The sequence below is a fragment of the Methyloglobulus sp. genome (assembly GCF_964779595.1).
Genome location: NZ_CBAROL010000037.1, coordinates 1 through 22,469, shown reverse-complemented (window position 1 = coordinate 22,469; position 22,469 = coordinate 1). Strand labels below are relative to the sequence as shown.

23 protein-coding genes are annotated in these 22,469 nt (G+C 43.7%); 13 read left to right on the top strand and 10 right to left on the bottom strand.

Annotated features, from left to right (window positions below; translation table 11 throughout):
• Positions 1-571 precede the first annotated feature (571 nt).
• Positions 572-754, top strand: coding sequence for a hypothetical protein (locus AC1YY3_RS11195; RefSeq protein ID WP_481824895.1), 183 nt, complete (start codon positions 572-574; stop codon positions 752-754).
• A gap of 322 nt (positions 755-1,076) precedes the next feature.
• Positions 1,077-1,505 (top strand): NINE protein, encoded by a 429-nt coding sequence (locus AC1YY3_RS11190; RefSeq protein ID WP_481824896.1) that lies wholly within the window; start codon positions 1,077-1,079, stop codon positions 1,503-1,505.
• A 79-nt stretch (positions 1,506-1,584) separates the two neighbouring features.
• Here AC1YY3_RS11190 and AC1YY3_RS11185 read toward each other — a convergent pair whose 3' ends face one another.
• The 7 genes from AC1YY3_RS11185 to AC1YY3_RS11155 all read right to left on the bottom strand — a co-directional run bounded on the left by AC1YY3_RS11185 (position 1,585) and on the right by AC1YY3_RS11155 (position 5,473).
• A complete protein-coding gene (locus AC1YY3_RS11185; RefSeq protein WP_481824897.1) occupies positions 1,585-1,788 on the bottom strand; it encodes a cold-shock protein in 204 nt (67 codons plus the stop codon).
• Positions 1,789-1,934: 146 nt separating this feature from the next.
• Positions 1,935-2,345 carry a CBS domain-containing protein gene (locus AC1YY3_RS11180; protein WP_481824898.1) on the bottom strand — a complete coding sequence of 137 codons (411 nt, stop codon included), beginning with the start codon at positions 2,343-2,345 and terminating at the stop codon, positions 1,935-1,937.
• Positions 2,342-2,692, bottom strand: coding sequence for a P-II family nitrogen regulator (locus AC1YY3_RS11175; protein WP_481824899.1), 351 nt, complete (start codon positions 2,690-2,692; stop codon positions 2,342-2,344). Before AC1YY3_RS11175 ends, AC1YY3_RS11180 begins: the two co-directional genes overlap by 4 nt.
• An 8-nt stretch (positions 2,693-2,700) precedes the next feature.
• A complete protein-coding gene (locus tag AC1YY3_RS11170; protein ID WP_481824900.1) occupies positions 2,701-3,480 on the bottom strand; it encodes a DUF1538 domain-containing protein in 780 nt (259 codons plus the stop codon).
• Positions 3,477-4,211 (bottom strand): DUF1538 family protein, encoded by a 735-nt coding sequence (locus tag AC1YY3_RS11165; RefSeq protein ID WP_481824901.1) that lies wholly within the window; start codon positions 4,209-4,211, stop codon positions 3,477-3,479. Before AC1YY3_RS11165 ends, AC1YY3_RS11170 begins: the two co-directional genes overlap by 4 nt.
• Before the next feature lie 135 nt (positions 4,212-4,346).
• Positions 4,347-5,018, bottom strand: coding sequence for an alpha/beta hydrolase (locus AC1YY3_RS11160; protein ID WP_481824902.1), 672 nt, complete (start codon positions 5,016-5,018; stop codon positions 4,347-4,349).
• A 44-nt stretch (positions 5,019-5,062) separates the two neighbouring features.
• Entirely contained in the window at positions 5,063-5,473 is a 411-nt protein-coding gene (locus AC1YY3_RS11155) for a GFA family protein (protein WP_481824903.1), read from the bottom strand.
• A 181-nt stretch (positions 5,474-5,654) separates the two neighbouring features.
• Here AC1YY3_RS11155 and AC1YY3_RS11150 point away from each other — a divergent pair, with 181 nt between their 5' ends.
• From AC1YY3_RS11150 to tldD, 11 genes are all read left to right on the top strand, one after another.
• Positions 5,655-6,272, top strand: coding sequence for a class I SAM-dependent methyltransferase (locus AC1YY3_RS11150; RefSeq protein WP_481824914.1), 618 nt, complete (start codon positions 5,655-5,657; stop codon positions 6,270-6,272).
• Between the two features lie 62 nt (positions 6,273-6,334).
• Positions 6,335-6,940, top strand: coding sequence for a GTP cyclohydrolase II (gene ribA, locus AC1YY3_RS11145; RefSeq protein ID WP_481824904.1), 606 nt, complete (start codon positions 6,335-6,337; stop codon positions 6,938-6,940).
• Between the two features lie 251 nt (positions 6,941-7,191).
• On the top strand, positions 7,192-8,937 hold the full coding sequence (recJ, locus tag AC1YY3_RS11140) for a single-stranded-DNA-specific exonuclease RecJ (RefSeq protein WP_481824905.1): 1,746 nt from the start codon (positions 7,192-7,194) through the stop codon (positions 8,935-8,937).
• Positions 8,938-9,030: 93 nt separating this feature from the next.
• Complete coding sequence (locus AC1YY3_RS11135) at positions 9,031-9,939, top strand: LysR family transcriptional regulator (RefSeq protein ID WP_481824906.1); 909 nt, start codon at positions 9,031-9,033, stop codon at positions 9,937-9,939.
• Between the two features lie 81 nt (positions 9,940-10,020).
• Positions 10,021-10,488, top strand: coding sequence for a 23S rRNA (pseudouridine(1915)-N(3))-methyltransferase RlmH (rlmH, locus tag AC1YY3_RS11130; protein WP_481824907.1), 468 nt, complete (start codon positions 10,021-10,023; stop codon positions 10,486-10,488).
• A complete protein-coding gene (locus tag AC1YY3_RS11125; RefSeq protein ID WP_481824908.1) occupies positions 10,488-11,090 on the top strand; it encodes a Maf family protein in 603 nt (200 codons plus the stop codon). Before rlmH ends, AC1YY3_RS11125 begins: the two co-directional genes overlap by 1 nt.
• Positions 11,083-12,537: a ribonuclease G gene (gene rng / locus AC1YY3_RS11120; RefSeq protein ID WP_481824909.1), complete on the top strand. Its 1,455-nt coding sequence runs from the start codon at positions 11,083-11,085 to the stop codon at positions 12,535-12,537. Before AC1YY3_RS11125 ends, rng begins: the two co-directional genes overlap by 8 nt.
• 95 nt (positions 12,538-12,632) lie before the next feature.
• Positions 12,633-16,475: a YhdP family protein gene (locus AC1YY3_RS11115; RefSeq protein ID WP_481824910.1), complete on the top strand. Its 3,843-nt coding sequence runs from the start codon at positions 12,633-12,635 to the stop codon at positions 16,473-16,475.
• Between the two features lie 12 nt (positions 16,476-16,487).
• Positions 16,488-17,306 carry a carbon-nitrogen hydrolase family protein gene (locus AC1YY3_RS11110; RefSeq protein WP_481824911.1) on the top strand — a complete coding sequence of 273 codons (819 nt, stop codon included), beginning with the start codon at positions 16,488-16,490 and terminating at the stop codon, positions 17,304-17,306.
• Position 17,307: 1 nt separating this feature from the next.
• Positions 17,308-17,895, top strand: a complete 588-nt coding sequence (gene bamC, locus AC1YY3_RS11105) for an outer membrane protein assembly factor BamC (protein ID WP_481824915.1) — start codon at positions 17,308-17,310, stop codon at positions 17,893-17,895.
• Positions 17,896-17,962: 67 nt separating this feature from the next.
• A complete protein-coding gene (gene tldD, locus AC1YY3_RS11100) occupies positions 17,963-19,402 on the top strand; it encodes a metalloprotease TldD (protein ID WP_481824912.1) in 1,440 nt (479 codons plus the stop codon).
• 285 nt (positions 19,403-19,687) lie between these two features.
• On the opposite strand, the gene AC1YY3_RS11095 is transcribed toward tldD, so the two are convergent.
• The 3 genes from AC1YY3_RS11095 to AC1YY3_RS11085 are packed head-to-tail and all read right to left on the bottom strand — an operon-like array spanning position 19,688 to position 21,753.
• Positions 19,688-20,992 (bottom strand): zonular occludens toxin family protein, encoded by a 1,305-nt coding sequence (locus AC1YY3_RS11095; RefSeq protein WP_482194480.1) that lies wholly within the window; start codon positions 20,990-20,992, stop codon positions 19,688-19,690.
• Positions 20,992-21,336, bottom strand: a complete 345-nt coding sequence (locus tag AC1YY3_RS11090) for a DUF2523 family protein (protein ID WP_482194479.1) — start codon at positions 21,334-21,336, stop codon at positions 20,992-20,994. Before AC1YY3_RS11090 ends, AC1YY3_RS11095 begins: the two co-directional genes overlap by 1 nt.
• Positions 21,337-21,339: 3 nt before the next feature.
• On the bottom strand, positions 21,340-21,753 hold the full coding sequence (locus AC1YY3_RS11085; RefSeq protein WP_482194478.1) for a hypothetical protein: 414 nt from the start codon (positions 21,751-21,753) through the stop codon (positions 21,340-21,342).
• Positions 21,754-22,469: the final 716 nt, after the last annotated feature.

The following is a 22,469-nucleotide window of genomic DNA, read 5'->3' as shown; positions in this document are numbered from 1 at the left end:
ACCTTTTTCAGTGACTAACTTAACGGCATCTTGTTTAAACTCTAATGTGAATTTAGGATTGGGGCGCTTTGTTTGATTATTCATGTTCACCTCTTATGACATTATAAATCTGTCTCTAGAAGTGTCCGGTTTAATTAAATCATTACACCGACAATTGGATCTGCTCAACTAACCAGTAAATGTGTTCATTGTCAGCGGCTGCTTTCACTGGAATAGGTTGTATTTTTTGTTCGCAAATAATGTGGTTCTTGGGCGATGTTTGCAGGCTGTTTGCAAAAAATGTGGGTTCATTCGCAATTAATTCGGGTCGAATGAGGCGGATATTCTCAAATAATTCGAGCCGAAAAAGCGGATGTTTGCAGGTTTTACGGATTATGTTCGCAGGCTACTACAGCTATCCGTTGGTTTTCAGCTTCGGCAATCAAGGCTGGCGTGATGATTTGCCAGTGCGGAATCGAAAAAGCAGCTACTCAAAAGACTGCCAAAATGGATAGGACAAATCGTAATTTGGTGGTGTTATACCATCCCAATAAGTTCTCATTGTTACCTTCTCCAAAAGGAGAAGGCCAGGATGAGGGGTTTATATAGCAACTTTTTGGGATTGGTATTAATTATGGACATCAAGACCTCGCCTATAAAATTGGTTGTCATTATCGCTGGTCATCACGAAGGCGTACCGCCTTGGGCAGTAAGCCAACATAATATCCAAGGTCAGCTCTGGTTAAGGTGCAATTACCCAGTAAACTTTTGCTAGCAGGGGAGTACGGGCAAAAATATAAAGTGGCTGACCCGATTTTGCCGCCACTGCCAAAAAACGCTGTTTGATCAGCTATAACCACCAAATCGCCGCTAATGCCGAACGTATCCCCATACCAGTGTATTACAATCGCAAGCGGTCTCATTCTAAACTGGGCTATCTCAGCCCCGTTGCGTTTGGACAAGGAGAAAATGAAACTAAAAAAGTCGCTCAGTGGAGTGTCCGTGAACTCTGGGCAAGATCACATTGAAATGTCCTACTGATTTTTTGGGATAAAAAAAAGTATAATGGTTTCATTTTTAAGATAAGGTGGAAAAAAGTGCTAGGAGTTATACAAAGTTACGATCCTGAAACCGAAGCTGGAGCAATAAGCACCGGTAAAGAGTTGCTTCAATTTGTGATAAGTGATTGGATTGCAGGCGCACCGCCTGAGCAAGGCGATCAAGTGACGTTTGATCTCAGAGGTGTAAAACCTTGTAATATCAACCTCTATGTTGCTAATCTCAATAAGGGCGAGGCGGTCAAGTACAAATACCTTGCAATTTTGTTAGCGATTATCACTGGTTGGGCAGGGGGACATAGGCTATATTTAGGATTTTATCGACTGGCTATTATCCAGTTTTCAATCACCGCTTTGCTCATAGTAGCTGGTTTACCGGGTTATATATTGTTGTGGAGCTTTGTTGACGCACTGCTATTGTTTGGTGGTCATATCGACAAAGATGCTCAAGGGCGACCCTTGAAGTAACAAATCGTAACAGTGATAGGGTAAACAAAAAGGGCTTTGTGAGTAATCACAAAGCCCTTTTGCTCAAACGGGATGTCGCTTATTTAGGTACAACATTCGCGGCGGTTAAGCCTTTTGGCCCGGTTTCAATGTCAAAACTGACGGACTGCCCTTCGGTCAAGGTTTTGAAGCCTCCTCCCTGAATCACAGAATGATGAACAAAAACATCCTCACCACCTTCAGAAGGGGCAATAAATCCAAAACCTTTGGTATTGTTAAACCACTTTACAGTGCCTGTGGCCATAATGAAAACTCCTAAATTAAAAACTAACGGTTAACACAGAACGACAACATTGATAACCGAGCAACCATTTATAGCGGTCATACGTGAATTCAACATCCCATTTCTGATCGGGCGGTATTGTACTGATATTTTTCGCTAGATGCTATCTATTGAACGATTTTATACAAACCATCTAAAACTAATGAATTCGGGCTGACAATTCCGACCACCGTGCGGTTCTCGATGACCGGCGCACGAACCAGATTATAATCGGCGAATAAACGCGAACAATAACGGATGTCCATCTCTGGATGCACCGAAATAACGGGTTTGCTCATGATTTCATAGACATTGACCCGATCCGGCGCACGGTCTTTCGCCAGGACGTGCCGGGCAATATCCCCAGACGTAATCAAGCCGTATTCATCATCCTCATGGCGTTTGTTGACTATCAGGACGGCTGTTTTCAGGGATTTCATTTTTTTTAGCGCATCATCGACGGTAGCTATGCCGTCTATCGTGCCAAAATCGGTTTTCATGACATCCTTTACTCGGATGACAGTGCGGTTTTCGATCATAATTTATCCTCAAGTTCTTCGGTTAGTTTTTCAACCTGGTGCATCACGCCGATAGCGTCTTCAACGTCAATTTGGAAAGCGATACCCGTGCCGGGTTTGCTGTCAAATTCGCCCGCCTTGGCGATGGTTTCCAGGATATGGCGGCTGAGGCGTTCTTCAACCAGGAATAGCAATACGTCGCGTTGTGTATCCAAGGTCAGGCCGAAAAAGGTTTTTGATTGCTTGATGCCCTCGCCACGGGCATGGTTGATGACGGTTGCGCCTTTTGCGCCATTAGCGCGGGCGGTATCCAGCACCAGATCAGTCTTGTCGTCTTCGACGAAGGTAATGATTAATTTAAAGTGCATAGCGTTCTCTAATGTTTTGAAGAAAGATTGCGTTTATTCAGCCAATGGGCAATTTGTGCGTAACCTAGTACGGCAATAATCGGAAACAGGCTGGCAAAGGCAATTAAGCCAAAGCCATCCAATACAGGGTTACGACCAGGTATTGCTTGGGCTAAACCTAATCCTAATGCCGTGACCAGCGGCACGGTGACCATGGATGTCGTCACTCCACCCGAGTCATAAGCCAGCCCAATAATCATTTTAGGTGCAAACAGGGTTTGTATCATCACGATGACATAACCACCGACTATAAAATAATAAAGCCCTGTTCCTGTGACAATACGGAAAGTCCCCAAGGCTAAACCAAAACCAACACCAATGGCAACCGCAATGCGTAATCCCCAAGGACGGATAGCGCCGCCGGAAATTTCTTCGGCTTTAAGGGCAACAGCGAGCAAAGCAGGTTCGGCTAATGCCGTAGCAAAACCAATGCTGGCGGCAAAAACATAGACCCAAATATAAGTTTGCCAGATTACGGTTTGGGCGAGTGGATTAATGCCTAAAAACTCCGGCGTGGTCAACTGAGATGCCATTAAGCTACCCAGCGGAAATAAGGCCATGTCCAGGCCTTCCAGAAAAAACACAATGCCCAGTAAAACATACAAAAAACCTACCAGCGTTTTTTTGAGGTGGGGTAGGGGGCGACGAATAACGAATAGCTGAAAACCGATGATGGTGGCGGCAATAGGCAGAATATCCCTGCAAGTTTGCAGGAGCTTCAATGCAAAATGCACGAGCCATTCAATCATATAAGCATTCCGTACGCCATGACAAAAACCATCGGAGTCAATGATGCAAAGACGACCAGCCCGAAACCGTCAGTCATCGGGTTGCGGCCTTTAATGGCAGTGGCAAGGCCTACGCCTAACGCCGTCACCAACGGCACGGTAATGGTCGAGGTGGCGATTCCGCCAGCATCGTACGCTATGCCAATGATCTCTGCTGGTGCAAAAGGTGTCATGAGTGCCACGCAGCCATAAGCGCAGAAAACTGGGTAATACACAGGCCAGCCACGGATAATCCTAAATACGCCAATTAAAATAGCAAAGCCAACGGACAGGGCGACGGTAATACGTAACCCCAAAGCATAACTATCCCTGGCTGTTTGAGTTTGTTCAATAATATTGCCTGTACTGGCTATGTTTGCCGCTTTTTCGGCAACGGCAATCAAGGCTGGTTCAGCAACCGCAGTGCCAAAACCCAGGCAAAATGCAAAAGCCAATAGCCAGAGCAAACTACCTTTGCGGGCAAATGAGTATGCCATCGACTCGCCAAGCGGAAACAGGCTTTGTTCCAGTCCTTGAATAAATAGAGTGAGTCCGAGAATAACAAAGAGTGTACCTACGATTAAGTTAATTACATCAGGAATAGATTGCCGGATAACCAGCACCTGAAAAATCAACACCACGGCAAGAATTGGAGCCAGATTCAGGAAACTGCTAACCAGCTGTTTGATAAAAGGGTTATTAAGCTTAAGCATCTATCAGATTGTTGGTAGCGAGATGATCTTTAATCTACCATTCTTTGGAGGAGTGGTAGCCTTTGTAATGCAAAGGCAAGCAGTGTTTACCGTTATAGCCGCTGATAATTGAATGCTATTAGCGTTTGGTGAAGACTAAACAAAAATCGAATTCATAAAAACTGAAATATGACCGATTTCTTCGCCACAAACGGAATGTTCCATCAAATAATCATGCCATTCAATGCTATAACCTAATGCTGATAACTTATCAAACGTTGATTTTCCCGCCTCTATAGCCACGACGGCATCAAGAATGCCATGCGCCATAAAAATGGGCGTTGTCTTACTGGGGATTGATGCTTCATAACTTAGCTGCGCTATCGTCGGCAAATAGGTGGAAAGTGCCAAAACACCGGCCATTTTTTGCGGATATCTAAGCCCGACATGCAAGGCAATCACCCCACCTTGAGAAAATCCTGCCAGCAAAATATTTTTCGCCAGTATACCTTTATCAATTTCTTTTTGAATCAGTTGATTAACGAGTTCTGCGGATTGATAAATTCCGGCAATATCGACGGTATGATCTTCCAAAGATATAGCCAAAATGTCATACCAAGCCCGCATTTTCATGTGATTGTTGATGGTCACGGATTTGATCGGCGCATTTGGAAAGATAAAATGGATATTCGCTTCCGCCGTTAAATTCAAACTGGGGACAATGCTTTCAAAATCGTGACCGTCCGCACCCAAGCCATGTAACCAGATAACTGAATAGGTGTGAGTTGAAGTGGGTGCAATATTGATGGTATTGAGTTCAGGTTGCATAAAGTGTCCGTATTATCGAAAGAGTTCGTGTTAAATATAGCCTACTACCAAGGATTTCCCTCAAATTTTGGTAGTTCAGGGTTCATCACATCCCAAGGTTGTGCATCTGCTACCCAAATATCTTTTTCCGGCGTGAAAGCACTGGGATCATCGAGCGTAACCGCCGATACCGGTCTAAACTGCGGAAAGCCACCATTTTTTACGAACAATGATGTGCCACACTCTGGGCAAAAAGCACGATGCATATTGTTACCGCTGGCAGCAATAGTGATAAATTCCTTATAGTTACCCGTTACGGTAAACCCAGATGTAGGTACGATAAAGATGGCTAAATGCGGTGCGCCTACCGATTTTTGGCAGGTTCGGCAATGACACAACGCTGTGCTAATCGGTTGTGCAAAAATTTCATATCTGACCTTGCCACATAAACAGCCGCCAGTCATCGGGAGTTTCATAAGTATCCTTTAATTATAAATGCCAACTTTAGGTGGCCTAGTGAAGTAAAAAGTTCAAACGGATTCATCGTAAGTAAAAATTCCAAAAACTATTTTAATTCAATAGCCTGTTAGATATTATCATTGATAAAAATCAAGCAGACGTTGTAATATGATGATTATATTAAACTCCACAGTATTTATGAAGCCTGAAAGCACAATAATAAAGCAACGCTATGAACGTATTGCACCGTTTTTTGATCTTCTTGAAGCACCGATGGAGGGTTTGTTTTTTAAGCCTTGGCGAGCAAGGCTGTGGGTTAAAGCGACAGGGCATCACATTCTGGAAGTCGGCGTTGGTACCGGTAAAAACTTTGATTATTACCCCAAAGATGTAAGGATCACCGCCATTGATTTCAGTCCAAAAATGCTGAAACAAGCTTCACAAACCAGAGATAGGAAGCACATTCAAGTAGAATTGGTCTTGATGGACGTGCAATCCTTACCTTATGCCGACAATAGCTTCGATACGGTTATCGCTTCCTTTGTGTTTTGCTCGGTACCTTTACCTATAAAAGGCTTAAAAGAACTGTATCGCGTATGCAAACCCGGTGGGCAGGTATTGCTACTTGAACATGTTATTAGCTCAAAACCCGTGTTTGCGTGGGCAATGAACATGCTCAATCCAATCGTCGTTAAACTATTGGGTGTCAATATCAATAGGAATACCGTTAAGAATGTCAAAGCCTGTGCCTTTTCAACGGTACGGATTGATGAGCGGTGCGGTGATATTCTCAAACTGATTGAAGCAAAAAAATGATTTTCCAAGATTACCTAAAATATTAGGTAAAATAGCACCCTGTTTTCAGACTAGCATAATCCGTGAATCCACACCTAGACGATTTAGTACAAACACCCATTCCCACTCGGCATGGCGAATTTATCCTGCACTATTACAGCAACAATATCGACGACAAGGAACATATCGCCTTGGTCAAAGGTGACGTTGCCAATAAGGAAAACATTCCAGTACGACTTCATTCCGAATGTTTTACCGGCGACGTGTTGGGTTCAAGACGCTGCGATTGCGGCGAGCAACTTGATATGGCGATGCAAATGATTAGCGAAGCAAACGCGGGAATTTTAATCTATTTACGCCAAGAAGGGCGCGGCATCGGTCTGCTGAAAAAGCTGCAAGCCTATAATTTACAAGATAAAGGCTTGGATACCGTCGATGCTAATATCCACCTAGGTCATCTCGCCGATGAGCGGGAATACAGTGTTGCCGCATTAATGCTGGAAAGTTTAGAAATTAAGTCCATACAATTGATTACCAACAACCCCAAAAAAATAGATTCTCTAAAAAAATTGGGTATTAACGTGGTTAAGCGGATTCCAATCGAAGTCGTCGCTCATAAAGATAACCTAGGTTATCTCAAGACCAAGGCCAAGAAAATGGCGCATATATTATTTGAGCCAAAGAAATAATTCAGAGATATTGATGTACTGAATGATGGGACGTGCATCGTTCCTCACTAACATCCTATGGTACAGATTCTGTATTGTTGAAGCACTTATTGCCACTTTCATATTTTTTGACGCTCGTTTCATTTGATTTTTTAGTGATTTTTTGTTTCCTGATAAGCCCCGAAATTCACTTAAGTAGATATACTGTGGGACAAGTGAGCGTATGAGCTAATCTAGCTAACCCACAATGAATAGGATTCTTCCCCATTGTTATGTATTCCCAAGGCGTAAAAAAAACCATTGTTGTCCGCCCAGTCGATAACACGAAAAGCAAGTCTGACGACATCCATCCCTTATTACAGCGCATATTTTCAGCTAGAGGAATCAAATCCACCGATGACCTGGATAGAACCTTAGATAAGTTGCCATCGCCGTGGTTGTTGTCAGGCATGGATAACATGGTGGCACATTTGATAACTGCTATTAAAGACCAGCAGCTTATCACCATCGTCGCGGATTTCGATGCCGATGGTGCGACTAGTTGTGCTGTCGCCATTAAAGGGTTGCAATTACTGGGGGCAGGGGAGGTAACATTTGTCGTCCCCAACCGTTTTGAATACGGCTACGGCCTGACACCGGAAATTGTTGAGTTGGTCAAGCAGCAAAAGCCGGATGTCATCATTACCGTCGATAATGGCATATCCAGTATAGACGGCGTAAAAGCGGCACAGGACGCAGGTATAAAAGTCCTAGTGACCGATCACCATCTGCCAGGACACGAATTGCCTGCCGCAGATGCGATTGTGAATCCTAATCTCCCACAAGATACCTTCCCCAGTAAGGCGCTAGCCGGTGTGGGCGTAATGTTTTATGTATTGCTGGCATTACGAAGCCGATTACGGGAACAGGAATGGTTCGATCAACAAAAAATACCAGAGCCGAATCTGGCGCAATTGCTCGATTATGTCGCCTTAGGTACGGTCGCCGATGTCGTCGCTTTGGACAAGGTTAATCGGATATTGGTTTATCAGGGTTTGATGAGGATACGCACAGGGCGTTGTCATCCGGGCTTGCAAGCACTGATTGAAATATCCGGTAGAAATCCGCTTACACTGGTTGCCGCAGATTTGGGCTTTGCCCTAGGGCCAAGATTGAATGCGGCAGGTCGTATGGACGATATGTCCTTGGGTATCCAATGTTTGTTGACGGACGATCCCGCGCTTGCCAAAACCATCGCATTGCAATTGGACGACCTGAATAACGACCGCAAAGACATCGAAGGACAAATGAAGCACGAAGCTCTGGCATTATTGGGCAGAATGAAAGCGTTGGATGAACACCATTTGCCTGCGGGTGTCTGTCTGTTTGATGAAAACTGGCATCAAGGCGTTATCGGTATTTTGGCATCGCGCATCAAAGACCAGTTGCATCGCCCCGTTATTGCGTTTGCACCTGCGGGAAAAGACTTGATTAAAGGCTCGGCGCGGTCAATTCCAGGTGTGCATATCCGCGATGTACTCAGTGATATTGCTGCAATTCATCCTAAACTGTTGAGCAAGTTTGGCGGTCACGCAATGGCAGCGGGGCTTAGTATCAATATGCACGATTATCCCGCTTTTGCTTTAGCATTTGACGAAATGGTCAGGAAACGGCTGGCAAACGTCGATCTGGAACAGAAAATCTGGTCGGATGGCGAGTTATCCGAACAAGATATGACACTTGAACTTGCCGAATTATTGCAAACCGCTGCCACGTGGGGACAAGAGTTTCCAGAGCCTGTGTTTCACGGAAATTTCGACGTTATTCAAGCGCGGATCGTTGGGCAGCAACATTTAAAGCTAGTTTTGAGGAAGCCTAACGGAGATCTATTGCTTGATGGCATCGCGTTTTTTGTCGATAAGCCTGAGCAATGGCTGGGTCTTAGGGTTTGCAATGTCGCATACAAATTGGATGTTAATGAATTCAGGGGGCAGCGTAACGTGCAATTGATGGTGCAGTATCTGGAGAAAGTTTCTTAATCGTTGACAAGCTACTTAATAATACTAATATAGTTTTATTAATGTTAACAATAGAAATTTTTCTTCACTTTATTGCTGAGAGCAGGATCATCTATGGACAAACTAACTGGCATGACCGTTTTTGTGCGCGTAGCGAAAGCCGGAAGTTTTGCTGGAGGTGCGCGCGAGCTGGGTATATCCAGGGCGATGGCGACCAAGCACATCATGCAGCTTGAAGGATCGCTAGGATCTAGGTTGTTTAACCGGACGACACGTAGCCTGAATTTGACCGACGTTGGTGCGTCTTATCTTGAACGCTGCCAGCAAGTGCTGCTCGATATTGAAGAAATGGAAGCCGCCGTCACCCACTTACAGACCGAACCCAGAGGCATCTTAAAAATAAGTGCGCCGCCTGTTATCGGCGCAACGCATATTACGCGTGCAGTCGTCGAATTTCTGAAAATTCATACAGACCTCAAGATTGATATTGTTTTGCAAGGCAGTCCTGGCGACTTGATTGACGAAGGTATTGATATCGCTATCTATTTAGGTGCGTTGGATGATACCAGCATGGTCGCCAGAAAGTTGGCGACTTCGCCGTTAGTTGTTTGTGCATCACCTGAATATTTGGATAAATACGGAATTCCAAAAACGCCGGAGGATTTGACTGACCATAGCTGCTTGGTCAATTGGGCGATTGCGCCACGGCATAAATGGCAGTTCAGGACAGAATCAGGGTTAAAAATAATTACCGTTTCTGGGCGAGTGCAGTCTAATGCCGCTCACTCGATCCGCATCTCTGCACTTAACGGCTTGGGTCTAGTTATGCTGCCTACTTATATCGTCGGTGGTGATATTGAAAAAGGTGCGCTTAAAGTGGTGTTGGATAATTATCTGCTCCCGCCATTAGACATTCATGCGGTTTATCCCCACAGGCGGTATTTGTCAGCCAAAGTAAGGGCATTCCTGGATTTTTTACAAGTGTGGTTGGAACCAAGAGCAGGCATGGCTAGTACAGAATAAAAAGGTATTACAAAAAAGTCTTGCTGTTTAAATACTCGTACCTGCGTTGCATCATAAGGGAGTAGGCTGTATCCTGCCATCATGCAAATACAACTGATTTCGGTAGGTAATCGAATGCCGTCCTGGGTGAAGACGGGCTATGATGACTACGCCAAACGTCTGCCACGAGAATGCGAGTTATTGCTAAGGGAGATTCCACTCGCACAACGGGGCAAAAACTGCGATGTGCCAAGAATAATAAAAGAAGAAGGTGAGCGAATGAATGCGGCAATCCCTGTTGGTTCACATATTGTTGCGTTGGATTTGTCTGGCAAATCAATGACTACGTCGGAACTAGCGCAAGCATTGCAGCGTTGGTTAGAAAGTGGCAAAAATATCGCCTTGTTGATCGGTGGCCCGGACGGCTTGGCAGATTCCGCCAAATCTAGGGCAGGGGAGTATTGGAGCTTATCGCCGCTTACTTTTCCGCATCCCTTGGTACGGATTATTGTCGCAGAACAACTTTACCGTGCTTGGAGCATTCTGCATAATCACCCTTATCATCGCTAATGTCAGCGCAAATCATCCTGGCCTCCGCCTCGCCACGGCGCAAAGAATTGCTGGCACAAATCAACGTAACTGTGCTCATCCATCCGGTTGATCTCGACGAAACACCTTTACCGAATGAGCAGCCGTTGGCGTATGTGCAACGAATAGCATCTGAAAAATCTGCCCTTTGTGCAGCCACATTAAACACCAAGTCTGCGGCTATACTTAATTCAGATTTGCCGGTCCTGGCGGCAGATACCGCTGTCGTTATAGATAATAGAATTTTGGGTAAGCCCAAAGATCAGAAAGACGGAATAACGATGCTATCGTTGTTATCAGGACGAACTCATCAAGTTTATACAGCACTTTCATTGCGCGGCACACAACACTGGCAAGCGGTAAGTATCACTGACGTAACATTTAGAAATCTTACGGAGGTCGAAATACTTGCCTATTGGAACACTGGAGAACCTTCCGATAAGGCAGGAGGCTATGCCATCCAAGGTCAGGCCAGCCTATTTGTAGCGTCGATTAATGGCAGTTATTCAGGTGTAATGGGCTTGCCATTATTTGAAACCGCAGAACTTTTGGCAAAGCAAGGAATCCATTTGTTATATGAGTGAAGAAATTTTGATCAATGTTACGCCGCCGGAAACCCGTGTAGCTGTCATTGAAAACGGCGTATTACAAGAGCTTATCATCGAACGCAGCCGCAGTCGGGGCTTGGTCGGCAATATTTATAAAGGCGAAGTGTGCCGGGTACTGCCAGGGATGCAAGCGGCATTTGTCGATATTGGGCTGGATAGGGCGGCGTTCTTACATCTGTCTGATTTATGTTCCAGGGATTTGGAAAAAAAAGGCTCAGAAAATATCGAAGCTTATCTGCATCAAGGTCAACACATTGTTGTTCAAGTCGTCAAAGACCCTTTAGGCACAAAAGGGCCGAGAATTACGACGGAACTTTCAATTCCTTCCCGATTTCAAGTCTATATGCCTTATTCTAGCAATTCCGGCGTGTCCCAGCGCATTGAATGCGATGAGGAACGTACCCGTTTAAAAACTTGCTTGGAAGCGTTTAGAAAACAGTACAAATGCGGAGGCTTTATAGCCAGGACAGCAGCAGAATGTGTAGAAGAAGCGGTTTTGATTGCGGATATGACGTTTTTATTAAAGCTGTGGGAATCCATATCCGCAAAGATTGCAGGGGCAAAAACTAAGGAATTCATTCATAAAGATTTACCGCTAAGTATTAGAACTTTAAGGGATTTATACAAGGAAGGCATTGAACGGGTTAGAGTTGATTCGAGAGAAACTTACCATCGTTTGATTGAGTTCGCAGAAATATTCGTACCTGAGATAGTGCCGGTCGTTGAACACTATACGGGCGAAGGCCCCTTATTTGACATTTACAATGTTGAAGATGAAATCCAAAAAGCCTTGGATCGCAAGGTCAGTCTGAAATCAGGTGGGCATTTGGTATTCGACCAAACTGAGTCGATGACCACGGTGGATGTCAATACCGGCGGTTATGTCGGTGGCAAAAACCTGGAGGAAACCATCTTCAAGACCAACCTTGAAGCAGCTCAGACGATTTCACGGCAGCTCAGGTTAAGGAATCTGGGTGGTATTATCATCATTGATTTTATCGATATGCAGAGTGATGACCACAAGAAACAAGTGTTGCAAGCGTTAGAGCGGTGCCTGGAAAAAGACCGCGCAAAAACTAAAATTACCGAGGTATCCATACTGGGCTTAGTTGAAATGACCCGCAAACGGACGCGGGAAAGCCTTGAGCATATACTTTGTGAACCGTGCAGTGCCTGTGGTGGGCGCGGCGTGCTAAAAACCTCAGAATCGATGTGCCTGGAAATATTCCGCGAAATTATCCGCGAAGTCAGGCAATACAAGGTACAGAAGTTGCTGGTGCTGGCATCAAATAGCGTTGTCGAGATGTTGCTTGATGAAGAGGCGGATATGTTAGCTGAATTGGAGTCATTTTTGGGTGTTCAGATAAAATTCAGAGCTGAATCTGAATATAATCAAGAACAGTATGATGTGGTGCTGCTCTAAAGCAGTCGTTGATAATGACCCTCCACATGCTTCCTTCGACATGCTCAGGACGAGCGGTCTTGTCGATTACCAATGGCTACCAATAACTAATCGTCATGATTCATCACGTTAAACGGGCAACTCGGCATCTAATTTTTTGGTCATTGTTGATAGTGGCGTTCACCCTTAGCGGTGTGCGACTAGCCTTAATAGGTGTTGAAAGCTATAAATCTAATTTAGAAAACCGTATCAGCCTGCTAATCGGTGCGCCAGTAAAGTTGGGGAGTTTGGGTGCGAAGATGCGTGGCGTTAGTCCCGAATTGGTATTAAAAGACATCACAATTGCTTCGATTTTAGCCACAGAAAAGTCCAGTATTCAGCTTGAAGAAATTCGTTTAGGTATCAACTTGGGTGAATTTTTATTTAGCCGCGATATGTTGTCATCGTCCTGGATTACCTTGGTAGGTGCAAGACTTTCAGTCATTCGGAAACAAGATGGACAAATTGCCATTGAGGGCTTAAAGGCAGGCAACGGACAGCCGATTTGGTTGCTCCAAGGACGGCAATACGAGATATTACAAAGCCACATCACATGGCAAGATCAGCAAAAAGGTGGAGTACCTTTAGTACTGGATGCAGTTAATCTGGCAGTGATGAACAATGGCAAACATCATCGCATCAATATATTGACTAAGCTACCGGAAAAATACGGCGATGCGTTAAAAGTAGCTGTGGATTTTGAAGGCGTAGCAGATAAACCATCAGACATTAAAGGCAAGCTCTTTGTTGAAGGTAAAAACACCAAGCTTCACGAGTTTGCATCCAACTATTTGCCCTTCGACATCAGCATGACGACGGGTTCAGCCGACTTTAAGGTCTGGAGTCAGTGGCAACAAGCACAATTGATCTCAGTTACGGGTGATTTGCAGTTACGGCAGACTACATTTGCACGTCAAGGTAAAGGCAGTTTTCCGGTTAATCATCTGGACACCCAATTTAACGCACAGATAAAAGCGAATGAATGGCAATTAGACATCAAGCGTTTTTTGCTGGAATCAACAGAAGCCAGCAAAAAACCCAGTAAAAAATGGCCGGATGCTATTGTTAATATCGCTGGCGATGTTGAATTTCAAAAGCTTAAAATGTACGCCAAGCAACTGGATCTGGCAGAAATATCGACGTTATTACAGTTTTTTTCACCCTTAACTGAACAACAAGTGCAGAATTTGAATCAATCCCATGTTAACGGGTTGCTAAGGGATTTTTCTGTATACGCTGAACCCAATCAAAAAAGTGTAGCCGTAGCAGGTTGGTTCGATTCGTTAAGTATTGACCCTGTAATGACTTCGCCAGGGATTTCGTATCCAGGCATTGAAAATATCAGCGGACAGGTAAAGGGTAGCGACGCATTAGGCAAAATCGAATTAACTGCTCAAGAAGTCCGCATTAAAGCAACTAATTTATTCAGCAAGCCCTTATTGTTTAATCAGCTCAACGGTATTCTAGCGTGGCAACAAACTGAAGATCATTGGGCGTTTTCCAGCCCATCAATTGCATTTATTTGTCCGGCATTTCAGAGCGAAAGCCGCTTATTTGTTCGTCTCCCAAAAACCGAAGAAAAACCGTTTATCGACCTTCAAACCGCATTCAATAGCAATGATTTACGCCAAATTGCTGCTTATCTGCCCACGCAAATCATGAAAGATAAGCTGAAAACTTGGCTGAGCAACGCGTTTGTCGCGGGACAGGTAACAAAAGGCGATTTATTATTCTATGGCAAGTCGAGTGATTTTCCATTCACCAATGGCACTGGCATATTTGAAGCCAAACTAGACCTCGAACAGGTTGAACTAAATTTTCATCCCGAATGGCAGCACATTTCAGGCATAAATGGTCAACTGTTATTTGCACAAAACAGCATTAAAGGCACATTTAATCGCGGTCAAATTGGCAAGGTAGACATCAACAAAACCGATATGTTGATTTCCAATCTTGGTGTTGATGAGCAATTAACCATCAAAGGAGCAGGGCAGGGCGATATTAATCAAATGCTGGCTGTGTTGCAACAATCACCTTTGGCAAGTCGTGTAACTCCAGTAACAACACAAACTACGCTACAAGGAACGAGCAAGGCGACGCTTGATTTAACGATACCTTTGCGTCCAGGACACGAAATTAAAGTCGATGGCAATGTTCAACTAAATAACGCCCAATTAACCGTTAATCGACTGAAACTAAAAACCAATAACATAAGAGGTGATTTAAAATTTAATAAGCTAGGAATTTATGGTGAGAGTATTCAAGCAGTTGCGTTAGGGCATCCTATTAAAATCAATGTTTCTCAAGAAGATCAGCAAACATTGATTAACGTGGACGGTAAGGCAACAGTTAGCGACATAGAAAATTTGTTTGCTTGGTCTGGATCACAAACGGCAGAGGGTGAGGGCGGCTATCAACTTCAACTACAAATACCCAGCACAAATGCAGACAATAAGCCTATCCAAGTGAGCGTTAAATCAACCCTGGAAGGTGTGGCATTACAGCTTCCAGGCACATTATCGAAAACCAAAGCTGAAAAAAAACTCACAACATTGACGCTCCTCCTAAGTAACGAACTGGCAATGCCACTAGAATTGAATTACAACAATGAGTTAAAAGCCGCCATTAGCCTTAATACTAAAGAGCAGAAAATCAATTCTGGGCATGTGTTAATCGGCATGGGCGAGGCGAGGCAACGCGTAGCTTCTGGTATAAAACTGGAAATAAATCGCGAGCAACTGCCGTTGCAGGATTGGCTGGATTTAGCGGCGACTCAACAACAAGCCAGCAATGCCAACCTCGAAATTAGTGAAATAAAAATTAGCAGCTCGTCGGCACTGTGGGGGAAAACCCGCCTGGGAGCGTTTGATCTTGCCTTAAAACGCAGCCCAGATTTTTGGGCTGGCGAGATTGATAGCACTCTAGCGAAAGGAACATTTCAGTTACCGACGAATACTCAGGGTGCTAATCCTATTATTCTGGATATGGACGTGCTAAATCTGTCTGCCTTAAAGCAATTCACGTATAAAAACACATCTACAACGGGTGTTGGACTCAAACCCCTGCTTAATATCCACAGTAAAAAAACCTTATGGCAGTCTGAAAATCTGGGGCAATTGACGCTGGAAACAAAACGTACACCGAAAGGCATGATTATCAAACACTTGGATTTAGAAGGCACTGATGAAAAGCTGACCTCGATGGGGAGTTGGAAAGACAATGGCATAACATCGATAACCCATCTTGCCGGTCGTCTTAATATGAAAAGGGCAGATCAATTATTTGATAAGCTCAATATTACCAAAGACTTAAGTGATACCAGCGGGGTAATTGATTTTAAATTCAATTGGAATGCACCACCCTGGCAAATGACCTTGCCGGATTTGCGAGGGGATATGGATGTTAACCTTAAAAATGGTCGCATCTTGAGTATTGACACTGGTTTTGGTCGCGTTTTAGGTATCCTGGCAGTCGCACAATGGATTAAACGCTTACAACTGGATTTCAGCGATATTTATGAAGAAGGCTTGACTTTCAATAGCATCAAGGGACACTTTGATCTACTGAATGGTAAAGCCACAACCCAAAACTTATTCATTGATGCCGTGCCTGCCAAAATTACCATTACTGGCGATACCGATCTAGTCAAACAAACCGTTGACCACGTTATTAAAGTCGTACCCAAAAGTTTAGATGCCGTTCCTATTGCTGGTACAATTATGGGAAAGGTAGCCGCTTTGCTTGGCAAGTCTTTAACCGGAAAAGACCAGGAAGGTTTTTTCTTCGGAACGCAATATTTGGTGAAGGGCGGCTGGGACGATGTCAAAATCAGTTCGTTGCACGAAAATGACGGGTTGTTTCAAAAAACCTGGAACAGTATTACCGACTTCCCGTGGGCAGAAGACGAAAAACCAAAATAATGAGAACGCAATATGAATAAGTGTGCAGCCATTCAAATGGCATCAGGGCCTAGCGTAAGCTCAAACCTGTTGGAAGCCGAAAAGCTGATTGCTGAAGCGGTCAAAACGGGTGCAAAACTGGTTGCGTTGCCAGAAAACTTTGCCATGATGGGTGATAGGGAAATAGATAAGATCAGGATCAAGGAAGTTGATGGCACTGGACCTATCCAAAAATTTTTATCGGCAACTGCAAAAAAATATGCCGTCTGGCTGATTGGAGGCACCATTCCTATTGCCGGTAATGATGACAATAAAGTCCGTGCCGCTTGTGTTATTTATAACGATCTGGGCGAACGGGTTGGACGTTATGACAAAATCCATCTCTTCGATGTTAATGTACCAGGCACGGATGAAGTTTATCGAGAATCTGACAGCATAGAACGAGGCGACCAAGCCGTTGTAATGGATACGCCGTTTGGCAAGCTGGGTATTGCTGTCTGTTACGATCTGCGCTTTCCAGAGGTTTTCCGTAAAATGGTGATGCAAGGTATGGAAATCTTGGTGATTCCATCAGCATTTACCGCCAAGACCGGATCGGCGCATTGGGAAGTGCTGCTACGCGCCCGTGCCATAGAAAATCTATGTTACGTCATAGCGCCTAACCAAGGCGGTTTTCACCTCAATGGACGTAAAACCTACGGGCATAGCATGATTATTGATCCGTGGGGCATGGTATTGGATTGCTATAAAACGGGTGCAGGTTTTGTCGCTTCGGATATTGATCTTGAAAAGTTGACTAAAGTGCGTAGTGCTTTTCCTGTACTTAATCATCGCCGGTTTAACTGTGAATAATATGCCGAAAACCCTATTAATTCTGCTACTTACCTTATCGTTATTAGCCTGTAGCACAACGGATAGTGGTCGTTATAAGGATAATGCCAATCTCGAAAGACCACCCGAATTGCCTATCAACAAGCAAACTGCGGAGCAAGTTGCAGCCAACGAGGTAGAAGCACCCGTAAGACGACATGGCAAAGGTCTCAAGTCCGATGTTTATATGATTGAAGGCTCAACTACGGAATTTAAAATCAAACGCAGCTTCGATGAAGTGTGGAGTATTTTAAATCGTGCCATTCAACATAACGACCTTAAGGTAACAGACCAAGACCGCAGCAAAGGTTTTTATTATATTGCATACAATACCGGTTTTTTTGGTAAAGCTAGCTCGTACTTTGGTGATGAACGCAATCAACCGACTTATTTACTAAAAATTGAAGCTCAAGGTGAAGAAACCAGCGTTACAGCAAGCTTGGCAATCAAGGACGAGCAAACTGACTCGGCAAACCCTAAAAATGCAGGTGACGAGACTTCTCAAGATCAGTCAACAAAACTTATCGAATTATTGTATGACACCCTGCACGATGACTTGAAAGATGAATGAACGTTATCATGCAAGTCAAGTCTCAGCTTAATACACAACTCTCATATTACCCAAACTTATTGATTAGATGGAACTATTAGCCCAAGCTCGACAAACCATTCTCGCTCCTACTGGAATGCAGGACAGCGATATTCAAAAAATCATGACTAAGCTTCTTAGTGTGCCTGTCGATGCTGCCGATATTTACTTTCAGACCAGCCATTCAGAATCTTGGATTATGGAAGGCGGCATTATCAAAGAAGGCAGCCATAATATTGAGCAAGGTGCTGGGGTAAGGGCAGTGGCGGGTGAAAAAACCGGCTTTGCTTACAGCGACCGCATTGAATTACCCGTGTTGCTGGAAGCGGCCAATAACGTCAAAGCCATCGTAAGGCTGGGTCAAGAAGCACAAGTCGGGTTGCCTAAAACAAGCAATTGGCCGCGTTATTATGCGATGGCGAACCCCTTAAAATCACTGGGCGATCAAGAAAAAATAGACTTACTGCGTAAAGTCGATACCGAAACCCGCAAGCTAGATAGCCGGATTGAAGAAGTCATTGTTAGCATGGTGGGTGTGCATGAAAGCATTCTGGTTGCCAGTCAGGATGGCTCGCTCGCTGCCGATGTGCGGCCTTTAGTGCGGATGAATGTGTCTGTCATCGTCGTAGAAAACGGCAAACGCGAACAAGGTAGTATGGGTGGTGGTAGTCGTACCGATTACAGCTATTTTATAGATGAAGATACTGCATTAGGTTATGGCCGTGAAGCCGTTCGGCAAGCATTGATTAACCTTGAAGCCGGAGAAGCCCCCGCTGGAAATATGGCAGTGGTATTAGGTCCAGGTTGGCCGGGAATTTTGCTGCACGAAGCCATAGGGCACGGGCTGGAAGGGGATTTTAACCGTAAAGGCACATCAGCATTCAGCGGTCGCGTTGGTGAGCGTGTTGCTTCTGATTTATGTACAGTTGTCGATGACGGTACTTTGCAAAATCGGCGCGGTTCATTAAGCATCGACGACGAAGGTACGCCAACAGAAAACACCGTCTTGATTGAAAACGGCATTCTTAAAGGTTACATGCAGGATAAGCTCAATGCCCGTTTGATGGGCGTAAAGCCAACAGGCAACGGCAGGCGTGAATCTTATGCACACATGCCAATGCCACGCATGACCAATACCTACATGTTACCAGGCAAAGACAATCCTGAAGACATCATCAAATCCGTCAAAAAAGGCTTATACGCTAAGAATTTTGCGGGTGGTCAGGTGGATATTACCTCGGGCAAATTCGTGTTTTCTGCCAGTGAAGCTTATCTCATCGAAAACGGCAAAATTACCCGTCCAGTCAAAGGTGCAACCTTGATCGGTAACGGGCCTGATGTGTTGACCAAAGTATCTATGGTCGGTAACGATCTTCAGCTCGACAGCGGCGTGGGTACTTGCGGCAAAGAAGGTCAAAGCGTACCTGTTGGTGTTGGTCAACCGACGATCAAGATTGATAGTATTACAGTAGGCGGGACAAGTGTTTAAGAAAATCAATATTAATTTAACATAATATACATTATGCGAAACTCAGTGCAGGGGAAAAAAGCTGGTGATACTTAAGCTAACGGCTATCTTCGATTTTTTAAAAGCAGTCTTTTAGGGGCGAAGATTTGAGTTTACATTCACTCAGATACTGACACTTCAACGGTGTGGCGCATAACCGAAGGACTTGCCCACTTGTTTTAATTTAAAAGCAAAAGACTGATTGCTTAGTCGTCGTTCCGCTACGCTAAACGCTTCGCGTCACTCCTCCAACGCAATAGATGAAAACTAGAAGCCAGGAGTTTCCTTGTTATCAACAATTGAATCTAGGTGAAATATACTACAGTCGCGTGAAAGGTGTAGTTTTGGTGTTTTAACAATAGTTGTGCAAGTAACCGGTAATTGAGGCTCACATGTAAGGTCTATTCGCTCACCTAATGGATTTTGAAAAGAAGCAAAGCAATGCTTTAGTAGTGTAATTCGATAGCCTAATTGTAGTAACTTTGAAGCATTGATTGTTGAGAGATTATCATCCTTAAAGATAAGGATTGTTGTTTTATTGAAATCAACGTCATCAAATGTAGCTATTGAATTTAAGTGGTAATCAAAGGCAGTAGATGAATTAATCCCTGTGTTATTGCGATTAGGCAAAGGCAAAGGAGGACTAGACGTATGATGATGGCTTTGATTATCCATACTAACGGTGTTAATAATGTTTTTAGGGATGTTAACAGTACTATCATTGTTGTTTTGAGTGTCTGACGAAGAAAAAACACGGTAGGAGATAAAGAAACCCGAAGATAAGAGCATAAACAAGATAGTGTAAAGCTTAAATCGGACAGAACGGTCTGAAAAAATAGGCTTGCCAGCTTTAGACTCCGTATGTTCTCCGGTAATCGTTGAAGAATAGCATTGAAATGCTTTGAGATTAGCGGTTTTACGATTAGGACTGCCGATAATGTGAGACTTTGATTTTCCGTTACTTTCTGGGTCATGTTGAAACTCATACCATTGATTTTTAAAAAGAAAAGGAATTTTACCAGCTAAAGACTTGTGGTAATAAGCATATTCTGTTGACTCGCGTATGTCTTTGTGGATTTTTGCAATATTAGGAGTGCTGATGTAAACATCCCACTGGTAATGTCGGTGCATGTCAAAAGCAATTTTAACGTCCTCAGGGCGGGAATAAGTTACAGGTAAACCAGTATCTGGGTCGGTAGTCTTGAAGTGATATTCGACATCAAAAGAATCAGGGCTGATAAAAGTATCAAGAGATTCTAATTTAAAATCACGTCGATTAGGATAAATACGTTGACCTTCGTCGATTATCAAACAAGCCTTAAACGGAAGCCAATGAAAGAATGAGGCCATGATTAAACGATTGCGAGCAGATGAATCACAGTCAATATGATAGACAAAAGCTTCAGGTGGTAAGTTTATATCAGGGTAATTTTGATTAACCTTATCGAGCGTGAATGACCGTATATTAGTAACAACAGTCCTACCCTCAATTAAAGCTGGAATCGCAACGTCCTGAACAAGACAAAAAGACTTATAAGACCCAGGCGCACCGTGATGAATAACAATAGCCATTAAGAGAAAATACGTAGTACGAATCTCGTTGAATAAGCTGAAACTATCAAATTGATTGCCTCAGGTATCTTAAAAAGATTTATAAATGAATGTAAAGTTAAAGGCAAAGAAGACATGAAACCTTGAAGCTGAGTAGAAATGTTAAGGCTTAAAAGTAAATTCTTGGCAACTGCCCATGCGAATCCAAGTGCTTGGATTTTGGCTTTTACAACGAAAACGACTACCCAAGAACCTAGCCAAACCATAAAATCTTCGATAAATTTAAACAAACCTGTGTGGAAAAAATTTGTAACTGTTTCATCGAGATTAACAATGGAGTCAACAATATCAACAATAACTGACATAAATTACCCTAAAACAATGGCGATAGAATAAACCGCGGCTAAGAAAAGTAGAACAGCACCAATCGTGTTAAAAATCTCAATGTAACGATTAAAATCTACCTGGACATGAACACCTTTAATTATCCCATAGTCTATTATTGGGAGAGCTGAGTCAGTTGATGTTATTGGGGTAAAAAAGGTAGAGGACTCATTTTTTATTGTAAGTACAAGGCTATCTAAATCAGCCTTAGCTAATTGTTCTTTTTGTGATGCAAGGTTTGGGTCTAAGACTGCTTTATCATCAACAGATTTTGTTTTCGACGTACCATCTAAAAGTTTTTGTAATGTAGATTCTTTAGCCCCATCACCTGAACAGTTAGTAGTCAAAGGGTCACAGGGAATAGGAGCAGTACCCGTACAATTTTTTGAGCCAGCCAAACAGGGCACACCAGGCGTATTAGGATTGTTTGGGTCTGCTATCGTGCAGCCGGAAGTTCCAGGCTTACAAGTTACAGGCGGAGGAGTTGAATCTGAACAATTCACAGAACCAGGAATACATGGAGTTCCAGGCGTGGGATTTGTTGGAGTTACCGGATTATTCGGGTCTGGTTTTGTACATGATGGAGTGCCAGGGACACATGTTTCGGAAGGGACTATGCAAACATGATTCGTTAAAATTTGAGGTGATACACATATAGGGTCAGAAGGTAAAGAGCAAGTATGATTATTTAATGTTTGTGGTGGTAAACAAACAGGGTCTGGACAAGTGGCAGGAGGAACAACAACAGTACCGTTAGCACAGGTTTGGTCACTTGGTGGCTCGTAGTCATCAGCTAAACAGTAATTTCCAGGTAAAGGAGGTGTCCCAAGACAATACTCGTTGCCTTGTAATAATTGTAGTCCAGATGCGCAAGATACGGGTACAGCTGGAGGGCATTCAGAAGGACAACCAGCAGTTACAACGCCAGGCGTACAACGATGAGGCGTAACACATGCCCATAATAATGTAATGATTTAATTAAACCGGACACTTCTAGAGACAGATTTATAATGTCATAAGAGGTGAACATGAATAATCAAACAAAGCGCCCCAATCCTAAATTCACATTAGAGTTTAAACAAGATGCCGTTAAGTTAGTCACTGAAAAAGGTTA

Bases quoted from the DNA above. Each gene is read 5' to 3' on its own strand.
- bamC (WP_481824915.1), top strand. From the start codon at position 17,308: ATGCCGAAAACCCTATTAATTCTGCTACTTACCTTATCGTTATTAGCC.
- AC1YY3_RS11185 (WP_481824897.1), bottom strand. From the start codon at position 1,788: ATGGCCACAGGCACTGTAAAGTGGTTTAACAATACCAAAGGTTTTGGA.
- rng (WP_481824909.1), top strand. From the start codon at position 11,083: ATGAGTGAAGAAATTTTGATCAATGTTACGCCGCCGGAAACCCGTGTA.
- AC1YY3_RS11195 (WP_481824895.1), top strand. From the start codon at position 572: ATGAGGGGTTTATATAGCAACTTTTTGGGATTGGTATTAATTATGGAC.
- AC1YY3_RS11160 (WP_481824902.1), bottom strand. From the start codon at position 5,018: ATGCAACCTGAACTCAATACCATCAATATTGCACCCACTTCAACTCAC.
- tldD (WP_481824912.1), top strand. From the start codon at position 17,963: ATGGAACTATTAGCCCAAGCTCGACAAACCATTCTCGCTCCTACTGGA.
- AC1YY3_RS11155 (WP_481824903.1), bottom strand. From the start codon at position 5,473: ATGAAACTCCCGATGACTGGCGGCTGTTTATGTGGCAAGGTCAGATAT.
- AC1YY3_RS11110 (WP_481824911.1), top strand. From the start codon at position 16,488: ATGAATAAGTGTGCAGCCATTCAAATGGCATCAGGGCCTAGCGTAAGC.
- AC1YY3_RS11180 (WP_481824898.1), bottom strand. From the start codon at position 2,345: ATGATCGAAAACCGCACTGTCATCCGAGTAAAGGATGTCATGAAAACC.
- AC1YY3_RS11090 (WP_482194479.1), bottom strand. From the start codon at position 21,336: ATGTCAGTTATTGTTGATATTGTTGACTCCATTGTTAATCTCGATGAA.
- AC1YY3_RS11170 (WP_481824900.1), bottom strand. From the start codon at position 3,480: ATGATTGAATGGCTCGTGCATTTTGCATTGAAGCTCCTGCAAACTTGC.
- recJ (WP_481824905.1), top strand. From the start codon at position 7,192: ATGTATTCCCAAGGCGTAAAAAAAACCATTGTTGTCCGCCCAGTCGAT.
- AC1YY3_RS11125 (WP_481824908.1), top strand. From the start codon at position 10,488: ATGTCAGCGCAAATCATCCTGGCCTCCGCCTCGCCACGGCGCAAAGAA.
- AC1YY3_RS11150 (WP_481824914.1), top strand. From the start codon at position 5,655: ATGAAGCCTGAAAGCACAATAATAAAGCAACGCTATGAACGTATTGCA.
- rlmH (WP_481824907.1), top strand. From the start codon at position 10,021: ATGCAAATACAACTGATTTCGGTAGGTAATCGAATGCCGTCCTGGGTG.
- AC1YY3_RS11115 (WP_481824910.1), top strand. From the start codon at position 12,633: ATGATTCATCACGTTAAACGGGCAACTCGGCATCTAATTTTTTGGTCA.
- AC1YY3_RS11165 (WP_481824901.1), bottom strand. From the start codon at position 4,211: ATGCTTAAGCTTAATAACCCTTTTATCAAACAGCTGGTTAGCAGTTTC.
- AC1YY3_RS11135 (WP_481824906.1), top strand. From the start codon at position 9,031: ATGGACAAACTAACTGGCATGACCGTTTTTGTGCGCGTAGCGAAAGCC.
- AC1YY3_RS11175 (WP_481824899.1), bottom strand. From the start codon at position 2,692: ATGCACTTTAAATTAATCATTACCTTCGTCGAAGACGACAAGACTGAT.
- AC1YY3_RS11095 (WP_482194480.1), bottom strand. From the start codon at position 20,992: ATGGCTATTGTTATTCATCACGGTGCGCCTGGGTCTTATAAGTCTTTT.